Annotated in this window: 11 protein-coding genes; 2 read left to right on the forward strand and 9 right to left on the reverse strand. The window is 43.2% G+C overall.

The features are described 5' to 3' along the window. Nucleotides 1-54: 54 nt before the first annotated feature. The 9 genes from G9Q97_RS07530 to G9Q97_RS07570 form a co-directional block, all read right to left on the reverse strand. Complete coding sequence (locus tag G9Q97_RS07530) at nt 55-945, reverse strand: cation diffusion facilitator family transporter (RefSeq protein ID WP_166144845.1); 891 nt, start codon at nt 943-945, stop codon at nt 55-57. Beyond that, a complete protein-coding gene (locus tag G9Q97_RS07535) occupies nt 935-1,318 on the reverse strand; it encodes a DUF3703 domain-containing protein (RefSeq protein ID WP_166144848.1) in 384 nt (127 codons plus the stop codon). Before G9Q97_RS07535 ends, G9Q97_RS07530 begins: the two co-directional genes overlap by 11 nt. A gap of 45 nt (nt 1,319-1,363) precedes the next feature. After that, on the reverse strand, nt 1,364-2,566 hold the full coding sequence (locus G9Q97_RS07540) for an efflux RND transporter periplasmic adaptor subunit (RefSeq protein ID WP_166144850.1): 1,203 nt from the start codon (nt 2,564-2,566) through the stop codon (nt 1,364-1,366). A 12-nt stretch (nt 2,567-2,578) separates the two neighbouring features. Next, nucleotides 2,579-6,928: a CusA/CzcA family heavy metal efflux RND transporter gene (locus G9Q97_RS07545; RefSeq protein ID WP_166144853.1), complete on the reverse strand. Its 4,350-nt coding sequence runs from the start codon at nt 6,926-6,928 to the stop codon at nt 2,579-2,581. 65 nt (nt 6,929-6,993) lie between these two features. Next, nucleotides 6,994-7,344 carry a DUF6660 family protein gene (locus G9Q97_RS07550; RefSeq protein ID WP_222851937.1) on the reverse strand — a complete coding sequence of 117 codons (351 nt, stop codon included), beginning with the start codon at nt 7,342-7,344 and terminating at the stop codon, nt 6,994-6,996. A gap of 378 nt (nt 7,345-7,722) precedes the next feature. Continuing rightward, nucleotides 7,723-8,712, reverse strand: a complete 990-nt coding sequence (locus G9Q97_RS07555; RefSeq protein WP_166144859.1) for a S41 family peptidase — start codon at nt 8,710-8,712, stop codon at nt 7,723-7,725. A 17-nt stretch (nt 8,713-8,729) separates the two neighbouring features. After that, complete coding sequence (locus G9Q97_RS07560; RefSeq protein ID WP_166144862.1) at nt 8,730-9,536, reverse strand: hypothetical protein; 807 nt, start codon at nt 9,534-9,536, stop codon at nt 8,730-8,732. Nucleotides 9,537-9,910: 374 nt separating this feature from the next. Then, nucleotides 9,911-10,201 carry a DUF2442 domain-containing protein gene (locus tag G9Q97_RS07565; protein WP_166144865.1) on the reverse strand — a complete coding sequence of 97 codons (291 nt, stop codon included), beginning with the start codon at nt 10,199-10,201 and terminating at the stop codon, nt 9,911-9,913. Next, nucleotides 10,198-10,503, reverse strand: a complete 306-nt coding sequence (locus G9Q97_RS07570; protein ID WP_166144868.1) for a DUF4160 domain-containing protein — start codon at nt 10,501-10,503, stop codon at nt 10,198-10,200. Before G9Q97_RS07570 ends, G9Q97_RS07565 begins: the two co-directional genes overlap by 4 nt. 283 nt (nt 10,504-10,786) lie before the next feature. On the opposite strand from G9Q97_RS07570, the gene G9Q97_RS07575 reads away from it, so the two are divergent. Continuing rightward, on the forward strand, nt 10,787-11,608 hold the full coding sequence (locus G9Q97_RS07575) for a mechanosensitive ion channel family protein (protein ID WP_166144871.1): 822 nt from the start codon (nt 10,787-10,789) through the stop codon (nt 11,606-11,608). Beyond that, the gene (locus tag G9Q97_RS07580) at nt 11,608-12,414 is read left to right on the forward strand and encodes a CBS domain-containing protein (RefSeq protein WP_166144874.1); all 807 of its coding nucleotides are present in this window, start codon (nt 11,608-11,610) and stop codon (nt 12,412-12,414) included. Before G9Q97_RS07575 ends, G9Q97_RS07580 begins: the two co-directional genes overlap by 1 nt. The last annotated feature ends 21 nt before the right edge of the window (nt 12,415-12,435 follow it).

Genomic DNA, 12,435 nt, shown 5'->3' on the forward strand with positions numbered 1-12,435 from the left:
TTGATCTGCGGTCTGCTTTGAGCAGCCAGCCAATTTGTGTGAATGGTCTAAAGGCTATCCTTCATCCATTTTACAGGTATTTTTATTTAACTCTACTTGTATAGTATGATGGGCGAAATCATACTTATCTAAGGCCTCCAGAACCATTTCCCGCACTTCGTCTATTTGATTGTATGCTGTAATATTTTCCAGTACCAGATGGGTTGTGAGTACATGATTTTGGCCATCGAGAGACCAAACGTGCGTATGGTGGATGGATTGTACATGCTTTACGCTCTGCAACTTCCTTTTTACTTCCTCCAGATCAAGACCTACAGGAACCCCTTGCAGAAGTAAATAAACCGTGTCCCACAACCTCCGGCCAACTCCATATAGAATAAAAAGAGTAATGGCAATGGAAAGGGCGGGGTCTAAAAAATACCAGTCTTTAAACTGTAGAATGATCGAAACAATCAGCACAACCACCCATCCCAGAACATCTTCAAGCAAGTGCCAGCTAATCACCTTTTCATTGAGGGAAGTGGAACCTTTGGTACGCCAGGCAGCATATCCATTGGCGGCAACTCCGATGATGGCCAATACAAACATCCAGCCCGACTTTACTGCTTCGGGGTTCTGAAGGCGGCTTACCGCTTCAAGGATGATATAAACGGAACCGCCAATCAAAACCAATGCGTTCACCAGTGCACCGAGCAGTCGAAACCGGGCATAACCAAAGCTAAAGCGATTGGTGGCGCCTTTCCGGGAAGCCTTTTTTTCCAGATACCAGGCAAGGCCAAGCGAAAGGCTATCGCCCATATCATGTAGCGCATCAGACATTATGGCGATACTATTGGTTAAAATACCTCCGACTATCTCCAGGCAAGTAAAACTAATATTTATGAAGAAGGCGATCTTCAGATTTTTGGTGCCGCCCCCATGCTGATGTGAATGATCATGAGCCATAATTGCGCATTCCTGCTTTGGTGAAAATTTCGAGAATTTCTTTGTCGATTGGCAAGGGTTTTAAAGGTGGTACATTGGCCCCGCCTGTATTGCCAACCGGAATTCTACCCACAAAGGATTTCACTCCACCTACCAGCAGTCTCGGTATCTGCCCGATCACCTCTCGAAAGCTTTTGATTTTGATACCGAAAATCAGCATCTTCCAGTGGACATAAGTGTGTTGCCAGGGAAAAGCTTGTCCTAAAATATGGGCACGTTCCAAATGCTCCCATGCTTTTTGAAGATTACCATATTGAAGATTTTCCCGGTAATCGCTAATTTCCTTTTGGAAAAAGGGCTTCAGTTTTTGGGGCATCGAAGTGTTAATATTCATTTATCTCTCAGATTTGGACTATTGTCTTTTTAGGTCCTTTTTCTATTAATGATGGTGTCCCCCTTCTCCTTTTTTCATTTCCGCTATCAAATAGTAGGCATTGTTGAGGGCAAACTGTGCGTTCTCTGGTACTGCATCCAAAAATTTCACAGCCACCCAACCATTGCTTTTGGTTCCGGTGCTTACTCTCAGGGGTGTAAACATCCACTCTTCCCCTTCTTCTGTAGCCGTAAAAGTAAGGTAATCGTCACCTTCACGGGTGATCGCACTTTCTGGTAAAGCAAGCGAGGTTACGCTGTCGGTAAGTATCTCTCCGCGCACATACATACCGGGGATCAATTTACCCAACACATTCTCTATTTCGGCATGGACGTGAACGGCTTTAGGATCTTGCTCAAACTTTTTCCCCACAGAATAAATCTCAGCATAAAGCTCCTTACCGGGCATAGTCTCAACCGTAAATCGGACGCGTTGTCCTTCGTTCACTTTGTACACATCGTTCTCAAACACCATCAGGTCGGCATGGATGTTATCAATATTTACAATCTCAAACAGGTTTTTCTCTGGCTGGACGTACTGACCTGTTTTTACTTCCACCTTGGTGATAGATCCCTTAATCGGACTTAAAACCGGAATGCGGTTGTAAAAGTCGCCTTTCTGTATTTTTTCAGGAAGGATTCGCAACTGCCGAAGTTGTGCTTCATAACTCTTTACTGTGGCCTCTGCTGAACGATAATCAGCTGAAATTTGCTGAAAAGCCTTTCCGGAACCCACCTCTTCCTCATACAGCTTTTGCTGACGATTATACTCCTGTTCAAGAAATATTTTGCGGTTAAATGATTCCAGATAACTTCCCTGTAGTTCAATGATATTCGGGTGGGAAAGATAAGCCAGTACCTGTCCTTTCTGAACATCATCTCCTTCAATAACTTCGATGCTCGATATATTGGCACCTAAAATAGCGGTCACCGCTGCCTCATTTTTAGGTGGAACCTCAAGTTCTCCATTAGCTTCCACTATATTGGAGAGATTTTTTCGGGGAATCGCACCTACCTGCATATCCAGGGCTTTAAATTGCGCCAGGGAAAGATGAACGTTTTCGCTTTCGTTTTCATTGTGATCGTGCCCTTCTTCAAGCCCCTCCTTTTCCTCTACTTGATCCTGAGAATTAGATGACTTACTATTACAAGCCGCTACAAGAAAGGTAGTGCACAATACAATGATGATTTGATTTATTATGAATTTCATTTTTTTTTCTTTTTACAGGTTTGATGCATTGAGGTAATATTCCAATTGGAAACGGGCTTGCAGGTACTCTTGTAATGCTTCCCGCGCTTTTATTTCCACCTGCAGGCTTTCCTTCAGGTTTTGAATAAATGATACGTAATCAATATTTCCTTCCTCATAGGCTAAAATTGCCCCTTCACGCTGTTCACGGGCCAGGGGAAGCGCTTCCTGTTCATAGAACAGCCATGAAGCATGCCATTTTTCATAGTCCTGTAATAGTGAAAGGTATCCCGTCTTCAGTTCAAATTGAGTTTGCCTCAAATTTTGCTCAGCAATTTCCTGCCGGATACGGGAAGCCTGAGCCCGGCCTTGCTCCTTCATAAAAAATAACGGAATGGTGAGACCAACCTGGTATTGATAAAAACCACTATGCCCACTTATTTCCTGAATGCCATATTGTGCATTCAGTTTTGGAAGGAAGTCGGCATTAGCAGCTTTTCGTTCTGCATTAGCTACCTTCACCTGTTGCGTTGCCATACTGAGCCTAGGGTGTGAGCTGAGCGAATCAGGCGGCAGAATTTGGTTGGTCCAATTTTGGGGTAGGGAATCCACTACTGTAAACAGGGAGTCGCTAACCATCCAAAGGTTGAGCCTGTAGAGGGAGGTCTGATAATCAAACGCGGTCTGCTCTTTTTGCAGGGTCATTTGTTTCACCTGGTTCGAAGCCGCTAAAAAGGCGAGTTTAGAAGTTTCTTCTACCTCATATCTGAGCCTGACACCTCGAAGAAAATTCTGATAAATGGAATCAAGCCTTTGATATAGCTGGTAATTCTGCCGGGCAATCCATGCATTGGCATAAGCCTCTTTCACCTGTTGCTGCAATTCCAATTCGCTCAAGTTTAGTGCCGCTTCTGCAAGAGCCACCTGCCTATTTCGAACTTTTAGCTTTGGGGCAATGGCAAAGATGTCCATTTGTTGCTGCTGCACACCAATGGTGGTATAAACTCCCATTCCTTCGGCATCAATTTCCTCACCTGCGGAAAAAATTTGTGTTTTCCCCAAATCCCAGGCGGTTTTCTTCAATTCCTCCTGTTGCTCAACTTCCAGTTTGGCTGCCTGTAACTTGGGATAAGAGGAAAAAGCACGGCTCAGGGCTTCTTCCAAGGATATTTTGGGAAGTTCTTCAGCATTCTGAGCACTGACTGAAGTAGGCCCGAATACAGTGAAGCCTAGCATTACAACAACCGTGGCTATACCCGCACCGGAAGGTTTGAGAGATCTTTTTTCCGTCCAACGATATAGTATGGGCAAAATGAACAAAGTTAAAAGGGTAGAAGTAATCATTCCCCCAATCACCACTGTAGCCAGTGGTTGTTGTACTTCCGCACCTGCCGATACTGAAATGGCCATGGGCAAGAAGCCAAGAATATCTGTAAGAGCAGTAAGCAAAATGGGACGCACCCTTCGTTTTGCTCCTCTTCTGATTCTTTTATTTAAGTCCATTTCCCCTTCTTCTTTAAGTTCATTCCAGCCACTGATCAAAACCAATCCGTTTAATACCGCCACCCCAAACAGCACAATAAATCCAACACCTGCGGAAATACTAAAAGGCATATCCCTTAACCAAAGGGCGAATATTCCGCCAATGGCGGCAAGGGGAATAGCCATATATATCATAATGCTTTGTTTGAAGCTCTGAAGTGCGAAGAAGATGATAATAAAAATCAAGGCCATTGCCAGGGGAACTACAACCTGCAATCGGTTTGTAGCGCGTTCCAGGTTTTCAAAGGCACCTCCATAACGGATGTAGTAACCTGCAGGAAGATCCAGTTGATCCTTTAATTTTTGCTGGATTTCTTCTACGAGTGATTTTACATCACGACCACGCACATTCACTCCTACATAGGTCCTGCGATTGGTATTGTCGCGGCTGATCTGCATCGGCCCGGGTTCATAACTGACATTGGCTACTTCATTGAGTGGTATTTGAGCACCCGAAGGGGTGTTGACATAAAGATTTTTCAGGTCATCAATACTGCTCCTGTGAGCAGAATCGAGACGAACCACCAGGTCAAATCTTTTTTCACCTTCAAAGATCACCCCGGCTTTTCCGCCCGCAAAGGCAGATTGGATTACCTGATTAACATCATTGATATTCAGCCCATATTGAGCCAGGTCAGCCCGATTATATTTTACAGTCATTTGGGGCAAGCCGCTGGTTGCTTCAACACGCATATCGGCAACACCCTCCACTGTAGAAATGATTTTCCCCATTTCCCCGGCCTTATCCGCTAATACCTGCAAGTCTTCACCATAAAGTTTTATGGCAATATCCTCACGTACTCCAGTGAGTAGCTCATTAAAGCGCATTTCGATGGGTTGGGTAAACTCATAATTCACCCCAGGCACAATACTAATTGCTTCCTTAATCTTGGCGATTAATTCTTCTTTAGTCTCCGCTGATACCCATTGGTCTTTAGGTTTGAGGATGAGAATACAATCACCGAGATCCATTGGCATTGGGTCAGTAGGCACTTCAGATACTCCAAAACGAGACATCGCATGTTCCACTTCCGGGAACTCTTCCAGAATGATATTTTCAATGCGGGTAGAGGTTTTTATACTTTCAGAAAGTGAACTTCCAGGCTTCAATATAATGTGGAATGCGATATTACCCTCATCTAACTGCGGAATGAACTCGCCACCCATTCTGGAGAACGTAAATATAGCAAGGATCAATAGCACTACAGCCGAACCTATCACTAAGCCCGCTTTTCGAAGGGTGCTTCCCAAAGCCCGCTCATATTTTTCTTCCAGCCAAATTACAATGTAGTCTCCCCACGATTTTTTTTCTTCCGGCTTCACCCTAATAAAAAGTGAGGAAACCATCGGCACATAGGTAAGGCAAAGTATCATGGCACCGATCATGGCAAACATAAAGGTGAGCGCCATCGGTTGGAACATCTTTCCTTCTACCCCCTCAAGAAAGAGAATAGGCAGGAAAACGATCAAAATGATTAGCTGGCCGAAGAAGGCAGCGTTCATCATTTTGGAAGAAGCCTTAATGGTCGATTCATCACGTTCTTGCTGAGTAATACGCTTTTTACCTGTTCCCATCCTCTGCACCAGGAAGAACACAGTACCTTCTACAATTATCACGGCACCATCTACTATAATCCCGAAGTCAATGGCTCCGAGGCTCATAAGATTGGCCCATACACCAAGTACATGCATCAGAATAAAAGCAAAGAGCAATGCAAGAGGGATTGTAGAGGCTACAATTAAACCTCCGCGCCAGTTTCCGAGCAGAAACACAAGTACAAATATTACGATCAGAGCCCCTTCCAGCAGGTTGCTTGTTACTGTGCTGGTAGTTTTGCTGATCAGTTCGCTGCGATCGAGAAAAGGCTCAATGGTCACACCCTCCGGAAGCGACTCCTGGATGAGTGCTACACGCTCCTTAACATTTTCAATTACTTCATTAGAATTAGCTCCCTTCAACATGAGGGTCATGCCACCTACAGCTTCACCCTTTCCATCCTTGGTAAAGGCTCCGTAGCGCACAGCATTTCCAAACTGCACCTTAGCCACATCCTTAATACGGATCGGAATACCATCTACTGTTTTCACCACAATATGCTGCAAGTCCTCAAGACTTCTGGCAAGTCCTTCCCCACGGATAAAGTTTGCGTAGTGATCTTTTTCTATGTAGGCACCACCAGTGTTCTGGTTATTCAGCTGCAGGGCTTCAAATACATCGGTAATAGTCAGGTCAATCGCCCGAAGCTCATCGGGATCTACTGCCACCTCGTATTGCTTGATCTTTCCACCAAAGCCATTCACTTCCACAACGCCCGACACCATGGCCATTTGTCTGCGCACAATCCAATCCTGCATGGTACGTAAATCGGTAGCAGAATATTGACCTTCATAAGACTCATCTACCTGAAGGGTGTACTGGTAGATTTCTCCGAGACCGGTGGAAATTGGACCCATGGAAGGATCGCCAAAGCCTTCCGGTATTTCCCCTTCTATCTCCTGTAGTTTTTCGTTTACAAGCTGCCGTGGCAGATAGGTGCCCATATCGTCTTCAAAAACAATTGTGACTACAGATAGGCCAAAGCGCGAAACCGAACGAATCTCTGTTACTCCCGGCAGGTTGGACATAGCAACCTCCACCGGATAGGTTACAAATTGCTCGATGTCCTCTGTACCGAGATTAGGTGCCTGGGTGATTACCTGAACCTGATTGTTGGTAATATCCGGTACGGCATCAATAGGTACTTTGGTCATGCTCCAAATCCCTGCAACAATAAGAACCAGGGTGAGCAGACCGATAATGAACTTGTTCCTTACGGAAAAAGCAATGATTTTATCTATCATGAAATTAAGTCTAATTCAACAATAAAATGGTTGCTGAGGACGGGCGTCCTCTATATTTTGTTGAATTAAACCTGGGGAGGGTCTAGCAGCGAAGCCGGATATGAAGAGGAAGGAAGTTCTGAATAGCGGGATGAAAGTGGTGTGTGCATTTTTGGGGTCTCACTCAAAACAAAAATGACACTTATGGTAATACTGGTATGGCAACATTGGCAAGCACAAAAAGGAGCGCAAAGATCCTGCCCGGCATGGCGCTCGTGGGCAGAATGATCATATTCAGTCAGCATTTTCTGATGTACCTGTAACTCCACACAGTCAACGCCATCAGCACAAGGTACAAAAGATAGCGACAAGAAGTAAATAGATAATATGGCCAATAGGACCCTACGCACGGGTGCAAAATTAATAAAAAAGAGCATTTTTAAAAACCAGAACGAAATTAAGCTGGCGGAATTTTAGCAGGTTAATAGGTGTTTGGTAAAATTGAATGGATTCCGCAAACTTTGGCTTTCAGCTTTGGATCCACGGGGTTTGGGAGATGTTTGTAATTTGCGCAGGCAGTCCTGAATCCATTCGGGATCAATAAGGCGAAGCGGGGACCTTTTCTTTTTTTTTCGTAACCATTTGTCTTAGACTTTGTCCAGTTGCGCTGCCGATCAAGTCGTCTCGGTTTGGCAATTAAGTCGGACTGTGTCATTTTATGTCTGATTGATTTATTTAAATATTTATTTGACTTCTAAGATAAATCAGCTGTGTTTAAGTTGGTATTTTGTATCCTCATTCTAACCCTATGCCAGTTAGCTTCCGGTTTTAATGTACTCAATCGCTCTTTCCAAAATTGGATCTTTTCCTTCAGCCACATCATCAGGGGTCATTTGCACCCGGATATCCACCGGCACTCCAGCCTCAAAATTAAGGCCATTCACGGTGTAACCGATGGTGGAACTGTAATTGAAATACCAACCGTTGGGCAGTTCATATCCTGCTGGAACTCCAGAACCGCCTCCCGTATCATCTCCCATTAGGATTGCCCCTTCAATAGCTTTGATATAAGCTGAAAAGTACGAACCTGCACTGTACACTTTCCGATTGGTTAAGACGACCACCCTTCCTTCGAAATGCGGGGATTCGGTATTTGGATTTAAAAAGACCTCCTTTTGTGGTGAATAATCATTCGGGCCAGGGCCATTTTTCGTTTGGTAGGAATATATTTTCGTGCGTTCTTCAATCAACCGGGCGGCAATTTTCAATCCATTTTCAGGATTACCTCCTTCGTTATTTCTGATGTCGATGATGACTCCGGGCAAGCTTTTAAACCGCTCTACTACAAGGTCCAGCTCACTTTCCAGAATAGTTGAGGTAAAACTTCGGTAATGAATGTAGCCGACGCCGTTGATCTCCTGGTTGAGAAGATATCCTGTAATTCGATAATCCCCCAGATAATTACGCTCCAAAATGTCGAAACTATAGTTGGATGGAGCTTCCAGATAGGGTAAATAACGGCTGATGTCAAAAGGTGTCCTAAGATTTACATGACCATCCCTCAGGGTATTTAGCATCGCAGCCATTACATCATAAAGCATTGTCTCATTTTGCGCCTGAAGCGCGATGGGTCGGTAAACGTTTTTTACACTATCCCAGTCTATTTTTTTGTAATCAAAAAACGAATAGCGTTCATTCATAACCTGCCAAAGAATATCAAAATTTTCTGCATTGGTATTTTCTGGTGGTGAATCCAAAAGAATCTGCTCGCAGGAGAGACAAAATAGCATCGTTAATAAAGTCATTATTCCAGTCAGCTTTTTCATCTTGTTCGCATTAGAAAGTTGATGCCTAAAGTATGGGCAGCAGTTTGTACCAGGCTGGGGTTTTGGAAAGAATAATACTCCCAATTGTAGATCAACTGGATTTTATTGCCTCCATATATAGGAAACTCCACAAAATTATCGAATTGAAAACGGGGAAAATTTCCCACCCAACTTATGCTGGTATTATCAAACAACTGACTTTCAAAGCTCCTTTCCTGATCCAAAAACTCTGGCACACCAGCAAAAACCGGCCGGGTCATGAATCCAATTAGAGGGAGTTTAAAACCGATATTCCCCTTCATCTCCTTGCCAAAAAGTTGGAAATTACGGCGATAGCTAAGTTCAGCCTGGAAATTTCCACTGAAATCATAATTGATTGAGCTATTGTCCCAGCGTGCAGAAAAGCGGACATGGATCAGACTAGAAATGGAGGGACCAAACCACCAATTTCCCTTTTCAGACTCCCGGATCAAAAAAAGGGAACCGTAGCTGATTTCATTCCAATAGGAAGTAACTTTCGGCTGCTGGTACCGGCCCAAAGATTTTCCAAGTTCAAATTCCCGGGTCTTAAGCGAACCAATACTTCCTTCAAATTGGAAATGGCTTAGTTTTTGGGTTTTTCGGCGCTGATGATCAATCATGAAATAGACTGGCCCACCACTGTAGCGACTTCGGGTAATCAATTGATCCTGTACGGTTTGTGACCTAATCCCTACCGCCAGGCCCCAGTATCCTTCCTGCCCTTGCGCATTGCCCGATTGCCAGCAAAGAAAGATCACGAAAAGAATGGCAAGTTTTTTCAAGATGAAGTAATTTAGTTGACCTGAAAATGGTTTCTATAAATTGATAAATGATCCAATCCAAAGGAGGTGCGAAAGCTTACCCATTTCAAGTTCAAATGTATGGATTAATCCAAAAATAAAAATTAAATTATTGAAAAAGAGCACATTACTCCTCCCCTTTTTATTGCTCCCCAGCAAAAACTACGCAGTTTCGCGAAATGGCTGCATTCAGACGCGCAGGAGGCAGCCATATAGGCATGCCGCCATTTTCAAACCATGGGGTCAACCTGGGTTTTCAAAGTCCTTCTTTATCCACCGAGACAAAAGCTAATACGGAGACTGAATACAGTATAAAGCACCCCACTGCAAAATATTGTGTGTCGTGGCTTCGAGGTTTATGCCCCTATGTGTCCATTATATAAATCAGAAAGAGGAAAAATCAAGTCGTAATCGTTCCAGTTTAAATTTCCATCTGTCAATGAAAAATCAGAGAACTTATTTTCGTCAAAATATTTCTTAATCGAGGGATGAAGAGAATTTGATAAAAATGGCTTGAAATCAATAATATTCTCTTTTCCATCACTAAACCTTATTCGAATAGTATAGTCCGACAAATATTTTGCAGAATCAATTTTCAATTCATTAAATCCAGATTTTGAATCCTTATAATCAACAATTATTTTCATTTCAATCTTTTTGTAATTTTCTCAAACTCAACATCCTTATGATAAATAAAATAGCTAATCCATTTTTCCACTATCTTATCAGCAAATTTTTCAAGAAAAATCTTAAAATCTTTAAGGTCCTTTCCTTTCAGGGGACGGGCTCCTAAAATATTCGTAATCTTTATCTGCGAAATATCTCCATCTATGATATAGAATTCAGCTTTGCTTTCAAACTCACCTTTTTTTGCATGAACATGTATTGGTTCGTGCTCATTCGAGTAAAAGAATATCAGAATCCCTAAATATTCAAATATCTTTGGCATTATCCAATCTTGTTAATTCTTAACCATTCCAAATTTACAAAATCTCAATCTGAACTGAAAATCAATGTATCATTTAGGCCTCTCAGCATAAATCACTTCTATCAACTAACCGCAACCCTTGCACTTATTTCCCTTATGGCCCGATAGGTGCTTTACAAGAGACTAGGCGGGAAAATTATGCTATTCTGGTTGAAATTAATGCTTTTTGCAAATTAGTTGAAGTTTTTTTGTACTTTGGAAAGGTACTAAAGATAAGTCTCTTTAATTCCGGCAAGTTTAAACAATGAATTATAGTCAGCTAGTAGACGAGTTTCGTAAAATGGCATTTGGTTTCCGGGATAGTATGATCGCTATCCTTCCAAAACTAATCCTTGCCTTTGTTGTATTTGCAATAGGTTATTTGGTGGGGCGTCTCACTGAATGGGCGGTAAATCGTTTGTTGAATTACTTTAACAGCCTGATCAACGACAGGTTCAGAGACAAGCTTCATCACATCAACTTCGGCCCTTCAGCCACATTTATCAGCAAGACTTTCTTCTGGATTATTTTTGTTTTCTTTCTTATTCTCGGTACGGAAGTACTCGATTTATCGATTATTACCACCTGGCTGGGAAGCGTACTGACCTATGCGCCGAGCATTTTAGCCGCCATTTTAATTGTTTTTGTGGGGATCATTGCTGGCAAGATGGTGGGAAGATTGATTGCCTCCGCCACGACCCGGGTCGCCATTTCTTATGGCCATATCCTCGGAAATATAGTGCAGTACACTATTCTCATCACTTCCATCATTATTGCCGTTAATCAGATAGGTATAGATATTGCTTTCCTTACACAACTGATAAGCATCCTTTTAGCGGCTCTTCTGTTCGGTGCGGCACTGGCATTTGGCCTGGGCGCTAAAACATCGGTCAGCAATATTCTCGCTTCCTATTACATACATAAACTGTACAAAGAGGGAGATTATGTGAAGATCAGCGGTATAGAAGGCAGGATTATTAAGATCGGCAATACATCAGTTCTTTTGGAATCGGAAACCGGCCAGGTGACTATCCCTTCTAAAGAGTTTAATGAAGTAAAGTCTGTCTTGATCAAAAAAGAAAAGTAATGGGTACAGATGAAAAGATATTGGAGGCTTTTATTCATGAACACGGCCGGGCAGCCACGCAAATTCTCGAGAAGCTTGAGCCCGGAGAGGTGGCGAGCTTGTTACAGGAAATCTCCGTTGCTCTGGCAGCCAAAATTCTGGAGCCGATGTATGCCTACAAAGCTTCCCGAATTTTGGAAAACCTTGACCAAACCTGTGCTATCGAAATACTGGAAGATGTAGACTTGAAAACGGCTGAATTGATACTCAGACAGATGGAGGGGCCGCTCCGCGATTCACTATTGGAAGGTCTGGCACCGGAAGTTTCAGGTCCTCTGCGCCTGAAGCTGAAAAGCCCTGAAAACACGGTAGGCGCCTTGATGGATCCAATCTTATTTACCTTGCGGAAATCCGTCAAGGTGGGCAAAGCTTTGACCCTCTTAAAGGAGCACAAACGGCTCGCCTCACCTTATGTATTTGTAGTTAATAAGGACAAATCACTGCATGGGGTTGTAAATCTGCAAGACCTGCTGTCGGCCGATAGGGACGCCTCTCTTACTAATTTGGCGATTACTAATGTGCCTAAGCTCTACGATGATGTTCATTTTGAATCGGTCATAAACTACGATAGCTGGCTTTACTATTATGCCTTGCCGGTAACAGATCGCTCAGGTGTTCTCGTCGGCTCATTAAGGCTGGAAGCCATTCGCCGGGGAAGTATGAAAAGCGAAGAAGTGCCTGGTAAAGAAGCTATCAAGGCGGGTGCCGCACTGGGAGAGCTTTACCGTGTCGGATTAATGGGTTTTTTGGGGAGCTCGGGAGAATAAAATCCCAATATTCCATCAAAA

It is taken from the genome of Cyclobacterium plantarum, from assembly GCF_011290685.1.
GTDB classification, from domain to species: domain Bacteria; phylum Bacteroidota; class Bacteroidia; order Cytophagales; family Cyclobacteriaceae; genus Cyclobacterium; species Cyclobacterium plantarum.